We start from the raw sequence: 23215 nt of genomic DNA, 5'->3' as shown, positions 1-23215 counted from the left end.
AAAAAACGAGTTTTGCGTCAGCTTACGAGCCGATGCGTGTTCTGCCTACATTGTGAAGAGAAGATAAGTCTGGAAGCTTCCAGGTGTTTGGTTTGACCGAAAGGTCGGATCTGACGTCCGAGCCCAGTTCTGACTGCGGCGTCCCTTGGGACGCTCGCTAAGAGACTTTCGATGGCCTAGCCGGCTGGAGATTGTGGAGGGGCTGGAGGTAGGAAGGGAGCTTGTTCGATGGTTTGTCTGTTGTTGACGATCGCAAGATCGTCTCTGACGGGACGGACTGGATTGGTGTTGCCTGACCGCGCATCATCGGACTTATCTCGAGAAGCTGGTCTTAAAGATGTGACCCTGCTGTGCACCGGCGTGCCAGCGTATAGGGTTGCATCGAACACGTTTATGGCATCATGACCTGGACTGGATTGTAAAAGGTAATCCTGTCCGTCGCGTCCCTTCGGGACGTCGACTAGTGATGAGCATAGGCAATGAGAACGATTAAGTGATATAAGGGCATTTGGTGGATGCCTTGGCATGCACAGGCGATGAAGGACGTGATACGCTGCGATAAGCCGTGGGGAGCTGCGAATAAGCTTTGATCCATGGACCTCCGAATGGGGAAACCCACCTTAAATGCTTGGGAAATCTGTTCTGCTGTGCGTTGGTCTGATGAAAATCAGGCTGGCGGTTTTGGCGGTTCAGGTTTCCAAGCATTGATAATAAGGTATCTTACCCTGAATACATAGGGTGTAAGAAGCGAACGCAGGGAACTGAAACATCTAAGTACCTGCAGGAAAGGACATCAACCGAGACTCCGCAAGTAGTGGCGAGCGAACGCGGACCAGGCCAGTGGCATTGAATGTTAAAGTGGAACAAGCTGGAAAGCTTGGCCGTAGCGGGTGACAGCCCCTTACACGTAGATACATTCAATGTCCTAGAGTAGGGCGGGACACGAGAAATCCTGTCTGAACATGGGTCGACCACGATCCAAGCCTAAGTACTCGTGCATGACCGATAGCGAACAAGTACCGTGAGGGAAAGGTGAAAAGCACCCCGACAAGGGGAGTGAAATAGAACCTGAAACCGGATGCCTACAAACAGTGGGAGCCCGAAAGGGTGACCGCGTACCTTTTGTATAATGGGTCAACGACTTAGTGTAACTAGCAAGCTTAAGCCGGTAGGTGTAGGCGAAGCGAAAGCGAGTCTGAATAGGGCGATATAGTTAGTTGCATTAGACCCGAAACCGAGTGATCTAGCCATGAGCAGGTTGAAGGTTGGGTAACACCAACTGGAGGACCGAACCCGCATCTGTTGCAATAGATTGGGATGACTTGTGGCTAGGGGTGAAAGGCCAATCAAACTCGGAAATAGCTGGTTCTCCGCGAAATCTATTTAGGTAGAGCGTCTGACGAATACCCCCGGGGGTAGAGCACTGGATGGGCTATGGGGACTCACCGTCTTACTGATCCTAACCAAACTCCGAATACCGGGGAGTACTATCAGGCAGACACACGGCGGGTGCTAACGTCCGTCGTGAAAAGGGCAACAACCCTAACCTCCAGCTAAGGTCCCCAAGTCATGGCTAAGTGGGAAAGGATGTGAGGATCCCAAAACAACCAGGATGTTGGCTTAGAAGCAGCCATCATTTAAAGAAAGCGTAACAGCTCACTGGTCTAGTCAAGGGTCTTTGCGCCGAAAATGTAACGGGGCTGAAGCCATGCACCGAAGCTGAGGATTGGCAAAACTCTAGCGAGTTTGCCAGTGGTAGCGGAGCGTTCCGTAAGCCTGTGAAGGGAGACCCGTGAGGGCTCCTGGAGGTATCGGAAGTGCGAATGTTGACATGAGTAACGATAAAGGGGGTGAGAGACCCCCTCGCCGAAAGACCAAGGGTTCCTGCTTAAAGTTAATCTGAGCAGGGTTAGCCGGCCCCTAAGACGAGGCGGACACGCGTAGTCGATGGGAACCACGTTAATAATCGTGGGCCTGGTGGTAGTGACGGATTGCGTAACTTGTACGATCTTATTGGATTGATTGTGCAGGGAAGCGGTTCCAGGAAATAGCTCCACCGTATAGACCGTACCCGAAACCGACACAGGTGGTCAGGTAGAGCATACCAAGGCGCTTGAGAGAACTATGTTGAAGGAACTCGGCAAATTGCACGCGTAACTTCGGAAGAAGCGTGGCCCCACTCGAGGCAACTCTTGTGGGGTGGCACAGACCAGGGGGTAGCGACTGTTTACCAAAAACACAGGGCTCTGCGAAGTCGCAAGACGACGTATAGGGTCTGACGCCTGCCCGGTGCTGGAAGGTTAAAGGGAGGGGTGCAAGCTCTGAACTGAAGCCCCAGTAAACGGCGGCCGTAACTATAACGGTCCTAAGGTAGCGAAATTCCTTGTCGGGTAAGTTCCGACCTGCACGAATGGCGTAACGACTTCCCCGCTGTCTCCAACATAGACTCAGTGAAATTGAATTCCCCGTGAAGATGCGGGGTTCCTGCGGTCAGACGGAAAGACCCCGTGCACCTTTACTATAGCTTTACACTGGCATTCGTGTCGGCATGTGTAGGATAGGTGGTAGGCTTTGAAGCAGGGACGCCAGTTTCTGTGGAGCCATCCTTGAAATACCACCCTTATCGTCATGGATGTCTAACCGCGGTCCGTTATCCGGATCCGGGACAGTGTATGGTGGGTAGTTTGACTGGGGCGGTCGCCTCCGAAAGAGTAACGGAGGCGCGCGATGGTGGGCTCAGACCGGTCGGAAATCGGTCGTCGAGTGCAATGGCATAAGCCCGCCTGACTGCGAGACTGACAAGTCGAGCAGAGACGAAAGTCGGTCATAGTGATCCGGTGGTCCCGCGTGGAAGGGCCATCGCTCAACGGATAAAAGGTACGCCGGGGATAACAGGCTGATGACCCCCAAGAGTCCATATCGACGGGGTTGTTTGGCACCTCGATGTCGGCTCATCGCATCCTGGGGCTGGAGCAGGTCCCAAGGGTTTGGCTGTTCGCCAATTAAAGCGGTACGTGAGCTGGGTTCAGAACGTCGTGAGACAGTTCGGTCCCTATCTGCCGTGGGTGTAGGAATATTGACAGGATCTGTCCCTAGTACGAGAGGACCGGGATGGACATATCTCTGGTGGACCTGTTGTCCTGCCAAGGGCATAGCAGGGTAGCTAAATATGGAATGGATAACCGCTGAAAGCATCTAAGCGGGAAACCAACCTGAAAACGAGTGTTCCCTATCAGAGCCGTGGAAGACGACCACGTTGATAGGCCGGGTGTGGACGTGCAGCAATGCATGAAGCTTACCGGTACTAATAGCTCGACTGGCTTGATCGTTCTCATTGCTTGTGCTCATCTCAGGGCAAGTGCAAAGCACTTGTCCCGACAGAGCGAAAGCGTAGCTTTTGCGTACAACCCGGCAACCGCTTCGCGGTTGTCCGGACCGACGCCAAACGTGTTCACATAAACTCAAGAAAAGCAGGGCATAGCCCTGCACCAGCTTCTCAAATGTTGCGCTTTGCCGACCTGGTGGTCATGGCGGGGCACCTGCACCCGTTCCCATTCCGAACACGGCCGTGAAATGCCCCTGCGCCTATGGTACTCCGTCTTAAGACGCGGGAGAGTCGGTCGCTGCCAGGTCTGCAAAACGCAACATAATTCTCATTCACAATCGCATAACCACACAACGTCGTTCCAAAAACCAACAATCAATACCGTTTGCATAACGCAAACAGACAACGGCAAATGCCAACGTCACATTCCGCGGGGTGGAGCAGCCCGGTAGCTCGTCAGGCTCATAACCTGAAGGCCGCAGGTTCAAATCCTGCCCCCGCAACCAAACCAATCAAACATAAACCAGCCCAGCACCACCAAGCCCGCAGTCATAACGACCGCGGGCCATCTTGCGTTCGGGGTGCGACAGGTCTCATGCGAATGATCAGTTTGCGGCGGGCGCGTCGGCTGTGGCTGCGTCCTTGTGGTGGCGGGAGCTGCTGAGGGCGTAGGCTGCCGACATGATGAAGCCGATGACCATCAGGGTCATCATCAGGCGTTGTCCAAATCGAGATTCCATGGCCACATCCTTCCAATTGTGGGACAACGGAATGCCGCGGGGAACGTTCCCTCGAGAGCAATATCGTTTCATGGAGTAGGCGGGGGAGGCCAGTACCGGCCTCCCGGGGTTTGCTTACGATGGTTGTTTCAGGTCTTCGGAGCGTAGGGCTTCAGCGTCCGCCAGGCGTGGCCGGCGCGGGCGAGGAGATCGTCGGATGCCTGCGGGCCGGCGCTGCCCGAGGCGTAGTTCGGGAAGGACGGCTCTTCTTTCGCCCAGGCGTCCTGCAACGGCTGGACGACCCGCCAGGCCTGCTCGACCATGTCGGCGCGCATGAACAGCGTGGCGTCGCCCACCATTACGTCATAGATGAGCGTCTCATAGCCGACATTCGGGAAATCGGCGAACCAGTCGTCGTAGCGAAACAGCATGCCGACATTGGCAAGCGCCATTTCCGGGCCGGGCTGCTTGACCTGCAGGGACAGAAATATGCCTTCGTCGGGTGCTGTACGCAGCACCAGCCAGTTTGGCTGCGGGGCCTCGCCCTCCTTGTGGAACGGCTGGCCGGGGGCTGCCTTGAAGGAGATGGCTATCTCGGTGCGCCGCTCGGTCAGGTGCTTGCCGGTGCGCACATAGAAAGGCACACCTTCCCAGCGCGGATTATCGATCGACAGCTGCATGGCGACATAGGTCTCGACATTGGAGGCCGGATCGACATTGGCCTCGGACCGGTAGGGGACGGCCGTCTTGCCCAAAACCGAACCGGCATCGTACTGGCCGCGCACGGCGTCCGATGGCTGGCACGGACGGATGGCTTCCACCACTTCCGCCTTCTTCGAGCGGATGGAGGCGGCGTCGAAGGAGGTCGGTGGTTCCATTGCCACCATCGACAGCAAGGTAAAGAGATGGTTCGGGACCATGTCGCGCAGGGCACCAGTGTTTTCGTAGAATTTGCCGCGCGTTTCGACCCCAACGGTCTCCGTCACGGTGATCTGCACCTGCTCGATGGCATCGCGGTTCCAGATGCGCTCGAAAAAGCCATTGGCAAAGCGGAAGGCCATGATGTTCTGCACCGTTTCCTTCCCGAGGAAATGGTCGATACGATAGATCTGGTCCTCCGTCAGGACCTTCAGGATCTGCGCGTTCAGGGCCTGCGAAGAGGCGAGATCGTGGCCGAAGGGCTTTTCGATGACGACCCGTCTCCAGAACTTCGACCTGCCATCCGATCCCTCGGATTGGGCCACGAGGCCGGCCGCACCCAGCTGATCGATGACGGTGCCGAAAAACTGGCCGGCGACTGCCAGATAGAAGATGGCGTTGCCCTGGGTGTCATGACCGGACTTGGCGGCATCCAGCGCCTTGCCGATCTCGACATAAAGCTCCGGCTTGGTCAGGTCGCCCTGGATATAGACCATTTTCGACACCAGCGTCGTCCATGCGGCCTCGTCGATGGCGGTGATGTCGAAGTCCGAGGATCGGTTGCCGATGAAAGTTTCCAGCATTTCGCGCAGGCGTTTGGCCCAGCTCTCGACGTTGCCATCGGCGAGGTCGACGCCGATCAGTGCGAATTTGTCCGGCAGGGTCTTCGACAACAGCAGATTATAAAGCGCCGGAATGACCAGGCGGCGGGTCAGGTCGCCACCGGCGCCGAACAGGACCATGGCGCAGGGGTCGGCCGGCGCAGGTGTGGTGCGTGTCTCATCGGCCATGGCGGCCAGTATCTCGGGCGCAGTTGCAGACATCGGCAATTCCTTGGGGATTGGAAATCGGAGGTGGCAGCTTCGTTGTGATCGTTTCGTCGAAGGCCTGCAAGGCCTTTCCGGTGCCAGCATGGCATGCGTTGCAAAGCTGGCATTGTTGCGGCAGCGGTCAAGACGATATAGCCTCAAGCTCAAGGAACCTTTTGTCCTTTCGCGTGCTTATCGGCGTGCCCAGCCGGAATGAAAGCGGCAAGCCGGCGCTTGCCTTTGCGTAAACGCCGAGCCACATCCGGGCATAAAAACATGACAGATTTACCGATGCGGGCGTTGGCCCGCGCCAAAGATATCAGAGGAAGATCATGACCAAGAACAGTCCATCCTCAGCAGCTCTCGCAACCCCTACCGATCTCGGCCGTAACGACAAGACGAAGGTCGCCGATGCGCTGAACGGTATCCTCGCGGACACCTTCGCGCTGTATATGAAGACCAAGAATTTCCACTGGCATATGTCAGGCCCACATTTCCGCGATTATCACCTGATGCTCGACGAGCAGGCTGCCCAGATCATCGGCACGACCGACGACATAGCAGAGCGCGTCCGCAAGATCGGCGCGACCACGCTGCGCTCTGTCGGCGACATCGCGCGGCACCAGTCACTATCGGACAACGATGCCGAGTTCGTTGGACCGGTTGCGATGCTGAAGGAACTGCATGCCGACAATCTCTCGCTGGTGGAAACTCTTCGACAGGCCAAGGAACTTGCCGACGATGCCAAGGACAACGGCACCAGCGGCGTCATTGACACCTGGACTGATTTTGCAGAGCGTCGCGCATGGTTCCTGTTCGAGGCGACCCGCGGCCAGAACTGATCAGGGGCATCCAGGGCGGCGGGCATCTGGCCGCTCCTCAATGGCCGTATCGCAGGTGCGCGCCCGGCAATGAGTGCCGGGCGTTTTGCGTTGGAAGGACTGAACGGCAGACCTTTCCGTTATTCTTCCACAGGCCTCAGGGCAATTGAAATACCGAATGGCAAAGCCGCTTCAGTGCCTAATCATGCGGAAGCTGGAACAGGTTGCGGATGCGGGTTGCGAGAGACCCGCCCTGTGCATTGCCGATAGCGCTTCCGCCGGCGAAAAGGTGTTTTTCAGCATCGATACGCTGCGACATGATCTGGCCGAGCTCCTCGGCAATCATCGGCCTGTCCTTCAATAAGGGCGACAGGTGTTCCTGGCCGAGTTCGTAGATGACGACGAATGTCAGCGCTCGGATGCTGCCGACTTCGTTTGCTCCCATCAACACGCCACCTTCGCCGAAGCAGTCGCCAGGCGCGAGCCGGGTCAGCTCGATCTCGCGGCCGTCCTCGCTGCGCGTGATGCTGACGACGCCGGTCCGCACGATCATCAGTGCGGATAGCTGGCTGTCCTGGGCGGCGATGACAGTGTCCTTGCGATAGGTCCGCCGGGTCATCTGGCCTGCAAGGGCCTCCTTTTCCTCCGGGGTCAACGGCGCAAATAGCGGGATGTTGCTGAGCAGGCTGAGCGGAGTGCTAATCTTGTGGACCTTGTCCGTATCCGCCAAGGCCTCCGCATCGCCGTAGATGCCGCTGCCCACCGGCGGTGCCATCCGGTAGCCGGAGGATTTGACGTGGCGGTAGATCAGGTCGAAGATTTCGTTCTTGGCCGTGGTCGTCACGGCGATGTTCTTGACGCTGAAGGAGAGGCCGAGCTGTACGGCCTGGCTGTCCAGCGCATCTATGGAAACCGACGGTGCCGGGTTTGCGAGGATAGAATTGCTGCTGAGCAGGACGTTTCGCATGACCTCTGCCATGAACTTGGGGGCCGTCGTCGGTACCAGGCGAACCGTGATGGTAACGCCGTGCTGTTCATCGGGGCTCGACAGGTTTGTCAGACGCGCCTTGGCCAGGGCGCTGTTCGGAATGACGATCAGACCGTTGGTTCCGTTCAACAGGTAGGTGGCCCGCCAGTTGGTCTCGATCACCTTTCCCTGCATCCCGTCGTCGAGCACCACCCAGTCACCGACCGAATAGGGCCGGCCGAGGTTGAGAGCGATCCCTGAAAACAGGTCGTTCAACGTGCTCTGCAGTGCGAGGCCGAGGATGATGGCGAATACGCCCGACGTGGCGAGCAGCGTGCCGACGGGGACACCGAAGACGTCGGCGACGATGGAGAGGCCGGCGCTCATATAGATGACGCCGACGACGAGGTCCTGCAGCAGCCGGCCCTCGCGTGGCTTGCGCTCGAATATCAGGAAGACGCGGACAAAGGCGACCAGCGTCCAGGCCCCATTGATCCACCATACGATCTTGGCGAAGGTCGTGAAGATGCGCAGCGTTACCGAGGTCGAGGTTTCAAGTGCTGCCTTTTCATAGGGTACGATGTCGTTGTGGATCAACACCACTGTCAGCAGGATGAAAAGTGCGATCTGCGCGACCAGGCGCCAGACTTGGCGGCGGCGCAGCAGGATACGGCTGACAACAAAACCGACGATCATGACGAAGCAGAACTGGACGACAGGATTGGCAATATCTTCAAACGTCATGAGGGACCAATCGTCTACGCGGAAAGAAACGAGGTGCGCGGCCGAGGCTGAGCGGGCGTTACAGTCGCACGAACGCCGGCACAGTTCCATCCCTGACGCCACGCGATCGTCGACGATGACTTACCCCGATGCGCGACTTGAACTTGCAGCGCGGGCCATCATCTTATAGCTGTCATCCGATATTGATATCCGGCTTCCGGGCGCATTTCGCGGCGTCCTCCAAACACTCGAGGAAATTTCATGACCCAGGCATTCGACATCAAGGGCGACCTTCTGATCGGCGCCGACTCCACCGGCGACAATAGAACCGTGCGCGCCATCAATCCTGCTACCGGCGAAAACATGGAACCGGCTTTCGCTGTCGCCAGCGTTGCCGATGTCGATCGTGCCTGTGATCTGGCAGCGGCGGCTCTCGACACATACCGTTCCGTGAGCCTTGAAGCCCGCGCCGTCTTCCTTGAAACCATTGCTGCCAACATCCTTGAGATCGGCGACCAGCTGCTCGAGCGTGCGCATGCCGAAACCGGCCTGCCGCTCGCGCGCCTCACCGGCGAGCGTGGCCGCACCGTCGGCCAGCTGCGCCTCTTTGCGTCCGTCGTGCGTGCGGGCGAATGGCTCGACCTGCGCGTCGATCCGGCCCTGCCTGAGCGCCAGCCTCTGCCGCGCCCTGACCTGCGACTGCGCCAGATCCCGCTCGGCCCGGTCGCCGTGTTCGGTGCCAGCAACTTTCCGCTCGCCTTCTCGGTCGCCGGTGGTGACACGGCATCGGCACTTGCCGCCGGTTGCCCGGTCGTCGTCAAGGGCCATCTTGCCCATCCCGGCACCGGTGAACTCGTCGGACGCGCCATCCGCGCTGCCGTCTCCTCCTGCGGTCTGCCGGAAGGCGTATTCTCGCTGGTCACTGGTGCCAATGAAACCGGTGCTGCGCTCGTGAAGAACCCGCACATCAAGGCAGTCGGCTTTACCGGTTCGCGTGCCGGTGGCCTGGCGCTTGCAGCCATTGCTGCAGCTCGTCCGGAGCCAATCCCGGTCTATGCTGAAATGAGCAGCGTCAACCCGGTCTATCTGCTGCCGGCAGCCCTTGCCGCCCGCGCCGAAGCGCTCGGCAAGGCTTTCGTCGGCTCACTGACCATGGGTGCCGGCCAGTTCTGCACCAACCCGGGCCTGATGTTTGCGGTCGACGGCCCTGACCTCGACACCTTCATCGCTGCTGCCACCGGTACGCTTACCGAAAGCGTACCTGCCCCGATGCTGACCCCCGGCATCCACGCTGCTTATGACAAGGGCGTCGCTGCCTTTGCCGGCAACGAGGCCGTCAAGACGGTCGCCCATGGCAAGGCCGCCGACGGCGCCAACCGCAGCCCGGCGATCTTCTTCGAGACCGACGCCGAGCACTTCATGGCAGACGAAAGCCTCGGCAACGAAGTTTTCGGTGCTGCCAGCCTGCTTGTCCATTGCAAGGACGTGGCGCAGATGGTGACAATTGCCGAGAAGCTGGAAGGCCAGCTGACGGCAACGCTGCATCTCGACCCCGCCGACCATGACGATGCGCGCAAGCTGCTGCCGGTGCTCGAGCGCAAGGTTGGTCGCATTCTCGCCAATGGATGGCCAACGGGCGTCGAAGTCAGCCATGCCATGGTGCATGGCGGCCCGTTCCCGGCCACCTCGGACAGCCGCACCACCTCGGTCGGCACCATGGCCATCCGCCGCTACCTGCGCCCGGTCTCCTACCAGGACCTCCCGGATGGCCTGCTGCCGCCGGAACTCAGCAACGACGGCGTGAAGACGCTGCCACACCTGCTCGACGGCGTGCGCGCTGGGAAGTAAGCCTCTGGCTTAGTGTAAATTTGAAGCCGCTGTCTGGAAGGACGGCGGCTTTTTTTGTTCTGGGGCTTGGCTGGTTGCGGGTCAGCCCGTTTCCGGGGGCGCCACCCCCCTCTGCCCTGTCGGGCATCTCCCCCACAAGGGGGGAGATTGGCTGGAGCGCCATTGCCTGCCTCACAGGCTTCGACATGGCGGATTCCGCGAGGCCATTGTTTTGGTCGGCTGGCGCGGCGACTTGATATCCCCCCTTGTGGGGGAGATGTCGGCCCGGCCGACAGAGGGGGGCTGCCGCATAGCCCGAAGGCTGCTCAAACAAAGACGCCGCCTCCCTTTCGGAAGACGGCGCTGATCATGCCATAGCCTGTGTGGCTTAGCTGCGGGGCAGCATGCCTTCGACGTCGGCGGCAGCGTCATCGAGGGCGGCCTTTGGCTCGGCCGAACCGTCGACGACACGCGACAGGTTGTCGACGATGGTCTGGGTGACCTTGACGCCGTTGGAGCCGGGGAAGGCGTACCAGGGGATCATCAGGGACATCTGGTTGAGGCCGGCCTGGAACAGCGGGTTCTGCTTGTAGAACTGTCCAAGATATTTGTCGGACTTGGCGGCCAGCTCGTTGTTCGGAACGTAGCCGGTGCCGGGAACGACAACCGAGGCGCCGTAGGGGCCGGCGGCGAACTTGGCGAACTTCCAGGCGGCTTCCTGCTTGACCGGGTCCTTGGCGAGAATGACGACGGCGTTGCCGCCGGTCGGCAGGTGGCCCTTGGCCGGATCAAGCAAAGGCAGCTTGGCGGTGCGCAGGTCGAACTTAGTGCCGACATTCTTGATGGTGTTGCGCAGTGCGCCGGTCGTCTGGAATTCGAAGCCGACCTTGCCAGCGGCAAAGGCCTGTTCGCCAGCGGACTTGGTGAAGACGGGCAGGCCGCCTTCCTTGACCATGCGCTGCAGGGTTTCGGCAGCCTTCAGGCCTTCAGGACCGTTGAATGCGACCTTCGTCTCGTCGGCGTTCAGCATCGTGCCGCCGTTGCCGAACAAGAGGGCCGAGAACATCCAGTCGTCGCCCTGCCAGCGAAAATCGATACCGTCGACGCCGTTGCCGAGCGCCTTGATCTTGCCGCCGAGAGCGATGACTTCGTCCCAGGTGGTCGGTGGGACGTCCGGATTGCCGCCGGCAGCCTTCACCAGGTCGGCGTTGTAGTACATGATCGGCGTTGACGTGGCGAAGGCGAGGCCGAGCTGCTTGCCGTTGACCTGAGCGAGCTTCAGGATCGTGTCCGAAAACCCTTCCTCGGCCATGTTGCCGTCCTTCTTGACCAGCGGTCCGACGTCGAGGGCAACGTTGCGCTCCGAGATCATGCGCAGGCGGTTGAGGCCGATGAAGGTGACGTCGGGCATGGCGTCAGTGCCGGCCTGGCGCAGGATGGTCTGGATGCCGTCCTCATAGGTAGCCGACGGGCTGGCGAACTGGATCTTGATATCAGGGTTTTCTTCCATGAACTTCTTCGAGATCGTGTCCATCACGTCCTTGAAGAAGCCGGGCATCGGGTAATGCACCGTCAGCGTGGTTTCGGCGTAGGCCGGCACCGACACGGCCATCGCGATGGCAGCGGCGGCAACGAGCTTGGTGAAATGTTTCATCGAGCGTTCTCCTGTTTGACGACCGGTCAGCCTTTGAGACCGGTCATGGTAATTCCCTCGACGAAGCGCTTTTGCGCGAGCAGGAAGGCGGCAACGAGGGGAAGGGTTATGACCATGGTGGCCGCCATCAGAGCGCCGTAGTCATCGCCGGCTTCTGCGGCGCGGAAATACATCAGGCCGAGCGGCGGCGTGGCAAAGCCCTGCTTGCTGATGACGATAAGCGGCCAGTAAAGATCGTTCCAGTGGGCGACCACCGAGAAGATCGCGAAGGCTGTCACGGCCGGCCAGGCATTGGGCACGATGACCCGGGCGACGATGCCGATCTCCGACATGCCATCGAGGCGGGCTGCATGGATCAGGTCGTCCGGCATGGCGCGGAAGAACTGCAGGAACATGAAGATCGCAAAGACCGAAATCGAGAACGGCGCCACCAGCGCGGTGTAGCTGTTGAGCAGCGAGGCGCTGTCGAAGGCGACGTAAAGCGGCAGGGCCGTCGCATGGATCGGCACCAGCAGCCCGAGCATGACCATCGCCATCATCAATTTCGCCGCACGGAACTTCAATTTGGCCATGGCATAGGCGCAGGGAATTGCCACGATGACCTGAAAAAAGAAGATCAGGCCGCAGACAAGAACGCCGTTCCACAACAGCGTGCCCATCGGCACCCGGCTGAAGGCCTTGGTGAAGTTGGCGACGTAATAGAAGGTCTGCGGTATCAGCGACAGCGCCGAGGTGAAGATCTCGCTCTGCGTCTTGCCGGCCGCCGACAGCATGAAGATGTAGGGCGACAGGAAGATCAGCGCGCCGAGCGATAGCACGGTCAGGCGGATGGCGCGGCCGGTGTTGAAGGTGGCTGTGCTCATGAGTAGTGCACCCGCTTGTCTAGGACGTTGTACTGCAGGAAGGTGAGCACCATCAGGATGATGAGGAAGACGACGGTCATTGCCGACGCATAGCCGACATGCAGGTAGACGAAACCTTCGTGATAGATGGTGAAGAGCAGGACTTCCGACGCCCGGTTTGGGCCGCCTTCGGTCAGCGTCTGTACCGTCTCAAACACCTTGACGGCGTTGATGATGCTGATGGTGGTGACGAACAGCGTCGTCGGCGCCAGCATCGGCCAGGTGACAAGCCGGAACCGATCAATCGCCGAGCGTGCGCCGTCGACTTCGGCGGCGGCATAGAGCTCGCGCGGGATGGCGGTGAGACCAGCCAGAAACAGCACCATGTTGAAGCCGACGGATTGCCAGACGCCGATGATCGACAGGCTGTACAGAACCGTGCCGGCAGAGCCCAGCCAGTTCGGTCCCGGGATGCCGACCATGGCCAGCATGGCGTTGATCGGGCCGATAGTCGGATGGAACAGATATTGCCAGACGGTCGCCATGGCGACGATCAGCGAGGCGACCGGCAGGAAATAGGCGGTGCGGAAGAAACTGCGCGCCGTCGTCTCGCTCTCGATCAGAAGCGCTACGCCAAGGCCGAGGATGATGGAGACCGGCGCGACGATGGCCGTGTAGACCGTCGTATTCCACAACGATTTCTTGAAGGTGCGGTCGCTGAAGAGGTGGGCGTAGTTGTCCAGGCCGACAAACCGGAACTTGTCGATGCCGAGTTCGAAATTGGTAAAGCCGAGACCGATGACGGCAATCACCGGCAAGAGCACGAAGACGACCATCAGGACGATGGCCGGCGAGGCGAGCAGCCAGGCGGTGCGCGCTTCGTTGCGGGCGTGGATGTCGGCCGTCCTCCTTGCGGGAACGGCGTCGAAGGCGATGCTAGCCATGGGCGTGCTCCCGCACTGCGTCGACGCTGACGTGAGCGGCGGCGAGGCGTTTTCCATCGGCGGCAAAGACCATTGCCCGGTCGGGCGAGAGGATCATCCCCACCGGCTTGCCGACGGCAATGCCGGATGCTTCGGCCGGCGTCAGCTTGGCGATCATGATTTCGCCGATGGCGTCGAGCTTGCAGTAGACGATGACCTCTGAGCCGAGGAATTCGACGCGCTCGACACGGGCGGAAAGCGCATCCTTGCCGACGTCCGACAGGCGCACGAACTCGGGGCGAATGCCGATGGTGACGTCGGTGCCATCGACGCTGTCGTCGGCGAGCGTCATGCGGATGCCGCCGAACGAGACGATGCCGTTCTCGGCCAGCGCCGGTACCAGATTAATGCGCGGCTGGCCGACGAAGCGGGCAACGTCGACATGAGCCGGGTCGTCATAGATGACCTGCGGCGTTGCAAGCTGCAGCAAGTTGCCGCCGATCATGACGGCGACGCGGTCGGCCATAGACAGGGCCTCGGCCTGGTCATGGGTGACGTAAACCGTCGGCACGCCGGCGCGGCGGTGGAGATCGACGATCTCGCCGCGGGCATGGACGCGCAGGTTGGCGTCGAGGTTGGACAGCGGCTCATCCATCAGGAAGACGCTGGGCTGGCGGACCATGGCGCGGGCGAGTGCGACGCGCTGCCTTTGACCTCCGGACATCTGGCCAGGCTTGCGGTCGAGCAAGTGGTCGATCTTCAACGAACGCGCCATTTCGGCGACGTCGCCTTGGATCGTCTTTCGCGTGCTGCGCTGGCCGGGCATGAAATTGCCGATGAAAGGCAGGCGCTGGCTGCGAGACAGCCGGCGCATGGCAAGCGGTACCGCGATGTTCTGGCCAGCGGTCAGGTGGGGATAGAGGGCGTAGGACTGGAAGACCATGGCGATGTTACGGTCGGCCGCCGCCGTGCCGGACATTTCCTTGCCGCCTATGACGATCTCGCCGCTATCGGCATGATCGAGGCCTGCGAGGATGCGCAGAAGCGTGCTCTTGCCGCAGCCGGAAGGGCCGACCAGCGCAATGAACTCGCCCGGCTCGACCTCGAGGCTGACGCCCTTGAGGATGGCGGTATCACCGAAGGATTTGGTAATGCCGGAAAGGGAGAGGGCGCTCATTGGGCCGCATCCCGGACGACCTTGTGGGCTGCCTGGGGATAGACCTCCTCGACGACATCGTCGAGAAAATAGGCGGTCATGCCGGGAACGGCGACAAGCTCGGTGGTGACGTCATCGGCAAAAGTGTGGATAGCGGCGCCGACAAAGCGTTCGCCCGGCATTTCCCGTTCCATCTTGTCAAGGATGAAGGCAGCCGGTGGCGCCCAGACGGTGGCGGTGGTGCTGAAGCCGCCCTTCCAGGCCCAGTGTAGATGACCGCTGCCAAACAGCGCAACATCATGGGCGGCGATCAGATTGTAGAGGCGCTGTCGCTGGTTCGGTCGGACGCTCCAGTAGCCGGTGTCGCCTTCGTCCGGCGTATCGACGAACAGCGGTTTGTGGGCGAAGATGGCGACGCGGCGGTCGCCCCTGCTGGCAAGCGTTGTTTCCAGCCATTCGAACTGAGCTTCGTCTTCGCCATCCTCAAAGCCCATCAACTGGCTGTTGAGGCCGATCAGGCGCCAGTTGCCTCGATCTTCAACCCAGCGGTCGGGGCCAACGAGACGACGCCAGCGGGCAAGCCGCTCGGCATTGACGGGCTGGGGCGAACCCGGGAGATGGCCGACGTCATGATTGCCGGGGAGGATCAGCATCGGTGCGGAGACCTGCCGCATCAGATCCATAGAGAAGACGAGATCCTCGTCCTTGTCGGCGCCGTCGACGCTGAGGTCGCCGGTGTGGATGACAAGATCGGCGCCGCTGTCGTTGATCCAGCGTGCCAGCGGCTCCCAGTTGCCGTTAAAATGCGGCTTTCCGGGGCTGACATGGGTGTCGGTAATCTGGATGATTTTCATGCGGCGTCTCCGAAATAAAGATGGAAGCGCCTTCGGTGAGCGGCGCTCCAGAGGAGGCCGGCGCTTCTTGCCGCTCTCTCTAGTGCTCGCTCATGTCAGTTGAATAACAGCCTCACGACCATTTAAGGTTTCGCCGAGTTGTCGTGAAACGTCCTGCTGTGGCTTCTCGGATTGCCTTTCGGCAAGCTCGGATCGCTCGCCGTTACGTCTCGATGCCGACCGGCTGGCTCGTTACGATCCGGCTGTAGAGTGGCATTGGCTCAAGCTTGCTTCCGTCCTTCAGGATGTACACAGGGACAGATTTTGCGGCGGGCACCTTGCTCTTCTCGGCATGTTGCCAGAGCGGTATCAACGAGTTGCACTCTGGGTAATAGGCGCCGCAGCATCCTTCCGGGATGCTGTACGGCACAGCCCTCAGGCCATCCAGCCGGCGGACGATATCGTCATCTGCAGCTGTCACCAACGACACAGTCTCGTCCTTGGCAATGCCGAGCCTCTGCATGTCCGCTGCGTTGAGGAAAATCACCATGCGGGTGCCTTCGACGCCGCGAAAGCGGTCGCTGTAGCCATAGACAGTCGTGTTGAACTGGTCGTTGCTGCGCAATGTCATCAGCCGGAAGATGTCGACGTGGTCCTCTGCGAAGCTTGCCGACAGCGCGGTTGGTACCTTGAAATTTGCCTTGCCCGTGTCCGTCTGCCAATCGCGCTCGCGGGCGGCGAGCGGCTTTTCAAAGCCGCCGGGGTTGAACAGCCGCTTGTTGAAATCCTTGAATATCTTTGGGTAGGTGGCCTCGATGGCGTCGCGTATCATGGCGTAGTCGTCGACCCAGGTGTCCCATGGGATGTCCGGATTGTCGGGCAGGCTGGCCTTGGCGATCCCTGCAACGATTTTTGTCTCGGAATAGAGACCGGGGCCCGCCGGAGCGTGAAAACCCCTGGACCCGTGGATGCAGGACGTGCTGTCCTCGACGCTGACGGCCTGCGGACCGCTTGCCTGCTCGTCGATCTCGGTTCTGCCGAGGCACGGCAGGAGGTAGGAGACGCTGCCGTTGAACAGCTGACCGCGGTTAAGCCGGGTGGCGATCTGCACTGTCAGGCGCATGGCCGGCCAGCGCTCCTCCATCAGTTCCCGTTCCGGCACGGCGCGAAGGAAATTGCCACCGAGGCCGATGAAGCCATCGACATCGCCCTCGATGATGGACTGGCAGGCATCGACGGTGGTTAGTCCATCCTCGCGAGGTGGTTCGAAGTGGTAGAGTTCCTTCAGCCTGTCCAGCGGGACCAGCTTGGTCTTTTCCGAAATGCCGACCGTACGCTGGCCCTGGACATTAGAGTGGCCGCGCACGGGGCAGATGCCGGCGCCGGGCCGGCCGATATTGCCGCGCAGCAGGAGCAGGTTGACCAGCATCTGGACCGCTTGGACGCCAAGCTTGTGCTGGGTCAGTCCCATGCCGTAGATGCCGATCACGGATTTGGCGCGACTGTAGGTATCCGCTGCCTGGACCATTGCTGCAATTGGCAGGCCGGATTCCCGAACGAGGACGTCCCAATCCTGAGACCTGACGTAGTCGATGAATTCCTCGGCGCCGTGGGTGTGTTCTGCCAGAAATTCACGGTCGAGGACGCCGTTCCCGCCGGATGCGAGGTCGGCGTCGTCGGTTGCCAGCAGTGCCTTGCAGATGCCGGCTATAGCGGCAATGTCGCCACCTGCCTTGACCTGGTGATACTGGCTGCTGATCTCGGTGGCGTGGTTGGTGGCCATCTGGATCGGGTTTTGCGGATTGACGAAGCGCTCGAGGCCACGTTCCTTCAGCGGATTGAAGGTGACGATCTCGGCGCCTCGCTGCACTGCTTCCTGCAGCTGGTGCAGCATGCGCGGCGCATTGGAGCCTGTGTTGTGGCCAAAGAAAAGGAAGGCTTCCGCCGTCTCGAAGTCGTCCAGCCGCACCGTTCCGACTGGAATCCCGATGCTCTCCGGAAGTGCGACAGAGGTGGATTCGTGGCACATGTTGGAGCTGTCAGGCAGGTTGTTGGTGCCGTAAACCCGAGCCATCAGCTGATACATGTAGGATGTTTCCAGCGAGGCCCGGCCGGAGGCATAGAACACGACCTTGTTGGGATCGACTGTACGGATTGCCTTCAGTTCGCGGCCGATGGCTGAAAAGGCCTCGTCCCAAGAAACGGGAACATAGTGGTCGCTCGCGGCATCGTATCGCATCGGCTGCATCAGCCGGCCGGCGTTTTCGAGATCGTAGTCGCTCCAGCCGCGCAATTCGGTGACCGTGTGCCGTGCGAAGAAATCCGGGTTTGCACGCGCAGCGGCCAGTTCCCAGAATGTCGCCTTGGCGCCATTTTCGCAGAACTCGGCCGGGTGCGGCTTGGCGGGCTTTGCCCAGGCGCAGCTGACGCAGGCAAAGCCATCGGTCTTGTTCTGCTTGGCGAGACCGGCAACCACGCTGAGCGGCTGGCCGTTTTCCCGCGCCTGATGGGCCAGCGATCGGACCGATCCCCATCCGCCAGCCGGAGCATCGTTCGGTTCGATTTTCGGAGTGTCGGACATTATCATCTCCTGCTTGCACAAGGCCGCGTTTCGTAACTTGCCTCGAGGCCATCAGTTCCACCGAGAGGAAGGGCCTGCTGCAAGATTTGCGCGGCTCTTGCCAACCGGGCCGAAAGCTGGTGTGTCGCCGCCATTGCACGATCGAAAGGAAGCCGACATGTCTGACCAGGAAAGCCGCATTACCCAGCTTGAGGAAGTTGTCGCCTATCAGGCAAAGACCATCGACGAACTCTCCGACCAACTGACGGCGCAGTGGAAGGTGGTCGAGGAAACCCGCTACAAGCTCGAACGGCTGGTGGAGCGTTTCATGACGCTTGAGGAAGAAACCGCCGAGGCGCCGGCTAACGCGAAACCGCCGCACTACTGATCCCCGTATTGCCGGGGCCGCGCCTGGATAGCGGTCACATTTCTGTGTCTCACGCGCCTTTGTGTAACAAAACCACGGCCGCGTCCGTATCTGCTGTATGATGATTAAAACCGGGACGGCCGGAATGCAGACGAGACGCGCATTGCTGATGACTGTGGCAACCGGTGCGGCGGTGTTTTCCGCGCGGAGCTGGAACGGATCGCTGGGGACTGCGGCTGCCGCAACGTTTCCTCTGACCCATTCCGATGCGGAATGGCACAAGCTTTTGACCGCAGACCAATACGACGTTCTGCGCAACGAGGGCACGGAACGCCCTTTCACCAGCCCGCTGCTGGAAGAACACCGCAAAGGACGCTTTGCCTGCGCCGGCTGCGAACTACCGCTGTTTTCATCGGAAACCAAGTTCGAGAGCGGCACGGGCTGGCCGAGTTTCTGGCAACCGCTGCCGAAAGCCGTCGGGTCCGTCAAGGATACGTCCTACGGCATGGCGCGCAACGCCGTGCATTGTGCCCGTTGCGGCAGTCATATCGGCCATGTCTTCAACGACGGCCCCAAGCCGACCGGCCTTCGCTACTGCATGAACGGCATCGCCATGACGTTCCAGGCGTCATCAGCGTGACGCACCTGCTGAAACGCCAATCCTGCCCAGCATTTGGGTTCAGACTTTAGACCTGTGCATTCACCTCCGGTTGACGGGAGATCTTCCATGACAATGTCTTTGAAATATTCCATGCGCGAAGCCTTGTCCCACTATGGCCGACGGGCCGGCACCGCTGTCGCGGTGCTTCTGGTCGGCGGCACTGTGCTGCATCTCACACCTTCCCAGGCCGGCGAAGCCCGCGAGATTCCAAAAGCGACTGTCGACGAAGCGCCGGGTTCCGGCACCGAGACAATCGCGCTGGCCGGGGGCTGTTTCTGGGGCGTGCAGGGCGTCTTCCAGCATGTCGACGGCGTCGTCAGTGCGGTGTCCGGTTATGCCGGCGGCGCGAAGAACACCGCTGAATACGAGACTGTCAGCACCGGCAGCACGGGCCATGCCGAGACCGTGAAGGTGGTCTTCGACCCGCATAAGATCAGCCTCGGCCATCTGCTGCAGATCTACTTCTCAGTTGCTCACGATCCAACGGAATTGAACCGCCAGGGGCCGGACAGCGGTACCCAGTACCGCTCGGCAATCTTTCCGACCACGCCTGAACAGGCGCGCGTCGCCAAGGCCTATATCGATCAACTGAACAAGGCACACGTTTTCGGTGAGGCTGTCGTCACGAAGATCGAGCCGGGAAAGAGCTTCTATCCGGCCGAGACTTATCATCAGAATTTCCTGACGACCCACCCGACCTATCCCTACATCGCCATCAACGACATGCCGAAAATAGATGACCTGAAGCGCATGTTCCCCGAGGACTATCGCGCCGAACCGGTACTGGTGACCGCCAGCAACTGATCGAAGACCATTGCTCCGTCACGTAACAACTGGCGGAGCGACCCGCAGCCTTGAGTCTGGGGAGTAGGTTTGGCGGATATTTATGCGAGGTTCGTGTATATCCGATATTGCAGTCGGTCGGCATTGCCTCTCGTGTGAGGCGACAAATGGGCGCATCCCCTCGGCGCACCGTTTGTGTCAATATCGGTTAGGCAGCCTATCTTTATCCGATTAGGTGGAATGCCGCAGGTAGCCCCAACAGAGCATCCACCATGATCGTCCGCGAGCGCCCGGGGCTACTCCCGCTATTCTTCATCATGCGTGGATCGATCGTTCCCCGCATCCTGCCGCAGATCGTCGTGATTTTCGTGATGTCCTGCCTCATCACCTGGGGCCATCACGAGCGACCGGGCATGATCCTGTCGGTCAGCGGCGTGCCCTTCGCCGTGCTCGGCACGGCGCTTTCGGTGTTTCTGTCGTTCCGCAACAATGCCTGCTACCAGCGCTGGTGCGAGGCGCGGCACAGCTGGGGACAACTGGTCTACGCGGCACGGACGTTTTCGCGCCAGACCTTGCTGCTGGAAGCCTTGCACGGCGAGGAGGGGCGGCGGGTCAGGCGTAGCCTGCTGACGCTGGCCATGGCCATGCCGCATGCGCTTGTCCAGCATCTTCGGCCGGACGGCGACCAGAGCAAGGTCGAACGGCTTTTGCCGGACGATGTCCAGCCCCTCTATCACGCTGCATCGAACAGGCCTGAAATGCTGATGCGGCTGATGTCGGCCGATCTGGCAAGAATGCGGGCGAGCGACAGGATCAGCGATATCCAGTACCAGATACTCGACAGGACAATCACCGACATGGCAATCGTGCCGGCGACCTGCGAGCGCATCCGAAACACGCCGTTGCCGTTTGCCTACACGCTGCTGGTTCATCGGACGGCCTATCTATTCTGCTTCCTCATGCCGTTCGGTTCGGTCGACGTGCTCGGCTGGGGAACGCCGTTTGCGGCGGCGGTCATCGCCTACACCTTCTTCGGCCTGGATGCGCTCGGTGACGAGCTCGAAAATCCGTTCAGCAAGGAGGCAAATGCTTTGCCTATCGGTGCGCTCGCCGATGCTATCGAGCACAATCTGCGAGAAGCCATGGGCGAGACAGACCTGCCACCGCTGCCGACGCCTACCAATTTCGTGCTGATGTAAGCCGCATCGGAATTTTTTTGACCGTGCCGGGAATAAGTTCGCATCGGTGTCCGTATACTGGGTCATGGAACGCAACGGACGCACATTCGATGTCTTGGCACAGCTCTCATCCCTGAGACGCTACGCCCGTTCGCTGGTGCGCAACGCCGACGACGCGGAAGACCTTGTGCATGATGCCTTGCTGCGGGCCTATGAGCGCAAGTCAACCTTCCGTCGCGGCGCAAACCTGCGCTCCTGGCTTCTCTCCATCGTCCACAACGCCCATATCGACCGTCTGCGTCGGGACCGGTCGATGACGCGGCGCCATGATGGCGCGGCCGTCGAGATGGAGCAGTCGCTGGCGGCTGGCCAGGAGCACGCCGTCCGCCTGTCGCAGGTGCGCGACGCCTTCTTCAGGCTTCCGGAAGAACAGCGCGCGGCGCTGCATCTCGTTGCCATCGAGGACATGTCCTACAACGAGGCCGCAGCGACGCTCGGCATACCTGTCGGCACGCTGATGTCGCGGATTTCACGGGCGCGTGCCCAGTTGAGGGATTTCGAGGACAAGGCGCCGGCTGCATCGCATCTGCGTGTTATCGGAGGGAACGATCATGACGTCAGTTGATCCGATCATCGACGCCGATCTCGATGCCTATGTCGACGGTGAACTGGATGTATCGCGGCGCATCGCGGTGGAATCCTACCTTTCGGAGCATCCGGCAACGGCTGCAAAAGTCATGGCTGATCTGAGCCTGCGCGGCGAGTTGCGGCTGGCGCTGGCGACCGAGGCCGTAACCGGCGGCGTGCAGACCCGCGAGGCCGCCCGTCGCCTGGAGCGAGGGCTCGCCTACGGTCGCGTATTCCAGTCATTGCAGCGCATTGCCGCCGTTGCCGTTCTGGTGGCATCGGGCTGGGTGGCACACAATTCGTTCGGCGCTTTCTCGGCCACCGAGGTCTCGGCATCCGTGCCGCCGCCGGCTTTCGTCGACGATGCGGTTGCGGCTTTCCGGACCTCGGCATTGAGGGCGCAGGTCGCCTCGCAGCCGAAGTCGGCCAGCTACAACCCGGATGATATCCGGGCGGCCACCGCAATCGTCATGCCGACGTTGCCGGCCGACTGGAAGGTGGCCGATGCCGAAATCTATCCGTCGGCCTTCGGACCGAGCATCGAAGTCACCGTCGATGCGAATGGCAAGCGGCTATCGCTGTTTGCAGTCCGACGCGGCAGTTTTGCCGTCGCCAACGTCGACCACATCGCCCTCGACGGCGTGCAGGCATCCTACTGGCAGATCGGCGACGTTGCCTATGCGCTGGTCGCCGATGCCGCCGCCAACAATCTCGACGGGGAGGCCGAGCGGCTTTCCCGGACACTCTATTAACGCAATCAAGGAGACAGATCATGAACCCGATCAATCCCCGCTCCGGTTTCGGCGTTAACGCCGGCACCCAGGCGCTGTTCGACGAAGGACTGCGCAAGCACATGCTGCGCATCTACAACTACATGGCTATCGGTCTGGTCGTGACGGGGCTCGTTGCCTTCGTCGTCGGCACGACGCCGGCGCTCTATGTGCCGATCTTCTCGTCGCCCTTGAAGTGGGTTGTCATGCTGGCACCGATCGGCTTCGTGCTGTTCTTCTCGTTCAAGATCCAGTCGATGTCCGCCAGCGGCGCGCAGGCCATGTTCTGGGCCTTCTGCGCGGTCATGGGACTGTCGCTCGCCTCGGTGTTCCTGGTGTTCACCGGCGCCAGCATCGCGCGTACCTTCTTCATCGCAGCCACCATGTTCGGCGCGACAAGCCTCTATGGCTACACGACGAAGCGGGATCTCGCCAATTTTGGCTCGTTCCTGATGATGGGCCTGATCGGCGTGGTGATCGCCAGCGTCGTCAACATCTTCCTCGGCTCGACTGTCCTGCAGTTTGCGGTGTCCGTGATCGGTATCGCCGTCTTCGTCGGCCTGACCGCCTGGGATACGCAGAACATCAAGGAACAGTATGCCGAGAACCATGATCAGGAATCGCAGCAGAAAATGGCTGTGATGGGCGCCCTGTCGCTCTACCTGAACTTCGTCAATATCTTCCAGCTGTTGCTCAACTTTACGGGCGACCGCGAGTAACAGCTCCTCCTGGTGGGGCCAGGAGTGAGCGGG

18 protein-coding genes, 1 tRNA gene and 2 rRNA genes are annotated in these 23215 nt (G+C 60.4%); 12 read left to right on the top strand and 9 right to left on the bottom strand.

Annotated elements, in window-relative coordinates; translation table 11 throughout:
• The first annotated feature begins 487 nt into the window (after window positions 1–487).
• The 3 genes from PR017_RS13005 (at window position 488) to PR017_RS12995 (ending at window position 3831) form a co-directional block, all read left to right on the top strand.
• Window positions 488–3329: ribosomal RNA gene (locus tag PR017_RS13005) — 23S ribosomal RNA — on the top strand.
• Window positions 3330–3517: 188 nt separating this feature from the next.
• Window positions 3518–3632 (top strand): 5S ribosomal RNA (rrf, locus tag PR017_RS13000).
• Window positions 3633–3754: 122 nt separating this feature from the next.
• Window positions 3755–3831 (top strand) — tRNA-Met (locus PR017_RS12995).
• Between the two features lie 99 nt (window positions 3832–3930).
• On the opposite strand, the gene PR017_RS12990 is transcribed toward PR017_RS12995, so the two are convergent.
• Together PR017_RS12990 and zwf are read right to left on the bottom strand one after the other, a co-directional pair.
• Window positions 3931–4065 (bottom strand): hypothetical protein, encoded by a 135-nt coding sequence (locus PR017_RS12990; RefSeq protein WP_275113019.1) that lies wholly within the window; start codon window positions 4063–4065, stop codon window positions 3931–3933.
• Between the two features lie 128 nt (window positions 4066–4193).
• On the bottom strand, window positions 4194–5786 hold the full coding sequence (gene zwf, locus PR017_RS12985; RefSeq protein ID WP_425069998.1) for a glucose-6-phosphate dehydrogenase: 1593 nt from the start codon (window positions 5784–5786) through the stop codon (window positions 4194–4196).
• 317 nt (window positions 5787–6103) lie between these two features.
• Between zwf and PR017_RS12980 the strand changes: the two genes are divergently transcribed.
• Window positions 6104–6613: a Dps family protein gene (locus PR017_RS12980; RefSeq protein ID WP_111219013.1), complete on the top strand. Its 510-nt coding sequence runs from the start codon at window positions 6104–6106 to the stop codon at window positions 6611–6613.
• A 178-nt stretch (window positions 6614–6791) separates the two neighbouring features.
• Here PR017_RS12980 and PR017_RS12975 read toward each other — a convergent pair whose 3' ends face one another.
• The gene (locus tag PR017_RS12975; RefSeq protein WP_111219011.1) at window positions 6792–8303 is read right to left on the bottom strand and encodes a cyclic nucleotide-binding domain-containing protein; all 1512 of its coding nucleotides are present in this window, start codon (window positions 8301–8303) and stop codon (window positions 6792–6794) included.
• A gap of 240 nt (window positions 8304–8543) precedes the next feature.
• On the opposite strand from PR017_RS12975, the gene PR017_RS12970 reads away from it, so the two are divergent.
• The gene (locus PR017_RS12970) at window positions 8544–10130 is read left to right on the top strand and encodes an aldehyde dehydrogenase (NADP(+)) (protein ID WP_111219009.1); all 1587 of its coding nucleotides are present in this window, start codon (window positions 8544–8546) and stop codon (window positions 10128–10130) included.
• Between the two features lie 367 nt (window positions 10131–10497).
• Here the strand turns inward: PR017_RS12970 and PR017_RS12965 are convergent, their stop codons facing one another.
• From PR017_RS12965 to PR017_RS12940, 6 genes are all read right to left on the bottom strand, one after another.
• Window positions 10498–11763 carry an ABC transporter substrate-binding protein gene (locus PR017_RS12965; protein ID WP_111219005.1) on the bottom strand — a complete coding sequence of 422 codons (1266 nt, stop codon included), beginning with the start codon at window positions 11761–11763 and terminating at the stop codon, window positions 10498–10500.
• Window positions 11764–11789: 26 nt separating this feature from the next.
• Window positions 11790–12626, bottom strand: coding sequence for a carbohydrate ABC transporter permease (locus PR017_RS12960; protein WP_111219003.1), 837 nt, complete (start codon window positions 12624–12626; stop codon window positions 11790–11792).
• Window positions 12623–13549, bottom strand: a complete 927-nt coding sequence (locus tag PR017_RS12955; protein ID WP_111219001.1) for a carbohydrate ABC transporter permease — start codon at window positions 13547–13549, stop codon at window positions 12623–12625. The genes PR017_RS12960 and PR017_RS12955 overlap by 4 nt, the downstream gene beginning before the upstream one ends.
• Window positions 13542–14705, bottom strand: a complete 1164-nt coding sequence (locus PR017_RS12950) for an ABC transporter ATP-binding protein (protein ID WP_111218999.1) — start codon at window positions 14703–14705, stop codon at window positions 13542–13544. Before PR017_RS12950 ends, PR017_RS12955 begins: the two co-directional genes overlap by 8 nt.
• The gene (locus tag PR017_RS12945; RefSeq protein ID WP_111218997.1) at window positions 14702–15538 is read right to left on the bottom strand and encodes a metallophosphoesterase family protein; all 837 of its coding nucleotides are present in this window, start codon (window positions 15536–15538) and stop codon (window positions 14702–14704) included. The genes PR017_RS12950 and PR017_RS12945 overlap by 4 nt, the downstream gene beginning before the upstream one ends.
• A gap of 202 nt (window positions 15539–15740) precedes the next feature.
• Window positions 15741–18098 carry an FdhF/YdeP family oxidoreductase gene (locus PR017_RS12940; protein ID WP_111218995.1) on the bottom strand — a complete coding sequence of 786 codons (2358 nt, stop codon included), beginning with the start codon at window positions 18096–18098 and terminating at the stop codon, window positions 15741–15743.
• A 157-nt stretch (window positions 18099–18255) separates the two neighbouring features.
• On the opposite strand from PR017_RS12940, the gene PR017_RS12935 reads away from it, so the two are divergent.
• From PR017_RS12935 to PR017_RS12905, 7 genes are all read left to right on the top strand, one after another.
• The gene (locus PR017_RS12935) at window positions 18256–18465 is read left to right on the top strand and encodes a SlyX family protein (protein WP_111219049.1); all 210 of its coding nucleotides are present in this window, start codon (window positions 18256–18258) and stop codon (window positions 18463–18465) included.
• 124 nt (window positions 18466–18589) lie between these two features.
• Window positions 18590–19084 carry a peptide-methionine (R)-S-oxide reductase MsrB gene (msrB, locus tag PR017_RS12930; protein ID WP_111218993.1) on the top strand — a complete coding sequence of 165 codons (495 nt, stop codon included), beginning with the start codon at window positions 18590–18592 and terminating at the stop codon, window positions 19082–19084.
• 87 nt (window positions 19085–19171) lie between these two features.
• Window positions 19172–19909, top strand: coding sequence for a peptide-methionine (S)-S-oxide reductase MsrA (msrA, locus tag PR017_RS12925; protein WP_111218991.1), 738 nt, complete (start codon window positions 19172–19174; stop codon window positions 19907–19909).
• Between the two features lie 251 nt (window positions 19910–20160).
• On the top strand, window positions 20161–21087 hold the full coding sequence (locus PR017_RS12920) for a bestrophin family protein (RefSeq protein ID WP_111218989.1): 927 nt from the start codon (window positions 20161–20163) through the stop codon (window positions 21085–21087).
• Window positions 21088–21151: 64 nt separating this feature from the next.
• The gene (locus PR017_RS12915) at window positions 21152–21691 is read left to right on the top strand and encodes a sigma-70 family RNA polymerase sigma factor (protein ID WP_111218987.1); all 540 of its coding nucleotides are present in this window, start codon (window positions 21152–21154) and stop codon (window positions 21689–21691) included.
• The gene (locus tag PR017_RS12910; protein WP_111218985.1) at window positions 21678–22445 is read left to right on the top strand and encodes an anti-sigma factor family protein; all 768 of its coding nucleotides are present in this window, start codon (window positions 21678–21680) and stop codon (window positions 22443–22445) included. Before PR017_RS12915 ends, PR017_RS12910 begins: the two co-directional genes overlap by 14 nt.
• A gap of 20 nt (window positions 22446–22465) precedes the next feature.
• A complete protein-coding gene (locus tag PR017_RS12905) occupies window positions 22466–23182 on the top strand; it encodes a Bax inhibitor-1/YccA family protein (RefSeq protein ID WP_111218983.1) in 717 nt (238 codons plus the stop codon).
• Window positions 23183–23215: the final 33 nt, after the last annotated feature.

Origin of the sequence: Rhizobium tumorigenes (assembly GCF_003240565.2) — a bacterium.
GTDB classification, from domain to species: domain Bacteria; phylum Pseudomonadota; class Alphaproteobacteria; order Rhizobiales; family Rhizobiaceae; genus Rhizobium; species Rhizobium tumorigenes.
The sequence above is the reverse complement of the archived record's forward strand: the minus strand, read 5'-3'. Positions and strand labels throughout refer to the sequence as shown.

Coding starts and splice junctions, on each gene's coding strand:
- PR017_RS12990 (WP_275113019.1), bottom strand. CDS start 4,065: ATGGAATCTCGATTTGGACAACGCCTGATGATGACCCTGATGGTCATC.
- zwf (WP_425069998.1), bottom strand. CDS start 5,786: ATGTCTGCAACTGCGCCCGAGATACTGGCCGCCATGGCCGATGAGACA.
- PR017_RS12980 (WP_111219013.1), top strand. CDS start 6,104: ATGACCAAGAACAGTCCATCCTCAGCAGCTCTCGCAACCCCTACCGAT.
- PR017_RS12975 (WP_111219011.1), bottom strand. CDS start 8,303: ATGACGTTTGAAGATATTGCCAATCCTGTCGTCCAGTTCTGCTTCGTC.
- PR017_RS12970 (WP_111219009.1), top strand. CDS start 8,544: ATGACCCAGGCATTCGACATCAAGGGCGACCTTCTGATCGGCGCCGAC.
- PR017_RS12965 (WP_111219005.1), bottom strand. CDS start 11,763: ATGAAACATTTCACCAAGCTCGTTGCCGCCGCTGCCATCGCGATGGCC.
- PR017_RS12960 (WP_111219003.1), bottom strand. CDS start 12,626: ATGAGCACAGCCACCTTCAACACCGGCCGCGCCATCCGCCTGACCGTG.
- PR017_RS12955 (WP_111219001.1), bottom strand. CDS start 13,549: ATGGCTAGCATCGCCTTCGACGCCGTTCCCGCAAGGAGGACGGCCGAC.
- PR017_RS12950 (WP_111218999.1), bottom strand. CDS start 14,705: ATGAGCGCCCTCTCCCTTTCCGGCATTACCAAATCCTTCGGTGATACC.
- PR017_RS12945 (WP_111218997.1), bottom strand. CDS start 15,538: ATGAAAATCATCCAGATTACCGACACCCATGTCAGCCCCGGAAAGCCG.
- PR017_RS12940 (WP_111218995.1), bottom strand. CDS start 18,098: ATGTCCGACACTCCGAAAATCGAACCGAACGATGCTCCGGCTGGCGGA.
- PR017_RS12935 (WP_111219049.1), top strand. CDS start 18,256: ATGTCTGACCAGGAAAGCCGCATTACCCAGCTTGAGGAAGTTGTCGCC.
- msrB (WP_111218993.1), top strand. CDS start 18,590: ATGCAGACGAGACGCGCATTGCTGATGACTGTGGCAACCGGTGCGGCG.
- msrA (WP_111218991.1), top strand. CDS start 19,172: ATGACAATGTCTTTGAAATATTCCATGCGCGAAGCCTTGTCCCACTAT.
- PR017_RS12920 (WP_111218989.1), top strand. CDS start 20,161: ATGATCGTCCGCGAGCGCCCGGGGCTACTCCCGCTATTCTTCATCATG.
- PR017_RS12915 (WP_111218987.1), top strand. CDS start 21,152: ATGGAACGCAACGGACGCACATTCGATGTCTTGGCACAGCTCTCATCC.
- PR017_RS12910 (WP_111218985.1), top strand. CDS start 21,678: ATGACGTCAGTTGATCCGATCATCGACGCCGATCTCGATGCCTATGTC.
- PR017_RS12905 (WP_111218983.1), top strand. CDS start 22,466: ATGAACCCGATCAATCCCCGCTCCGGTTTCGGCGTTAACGCCGGCACC.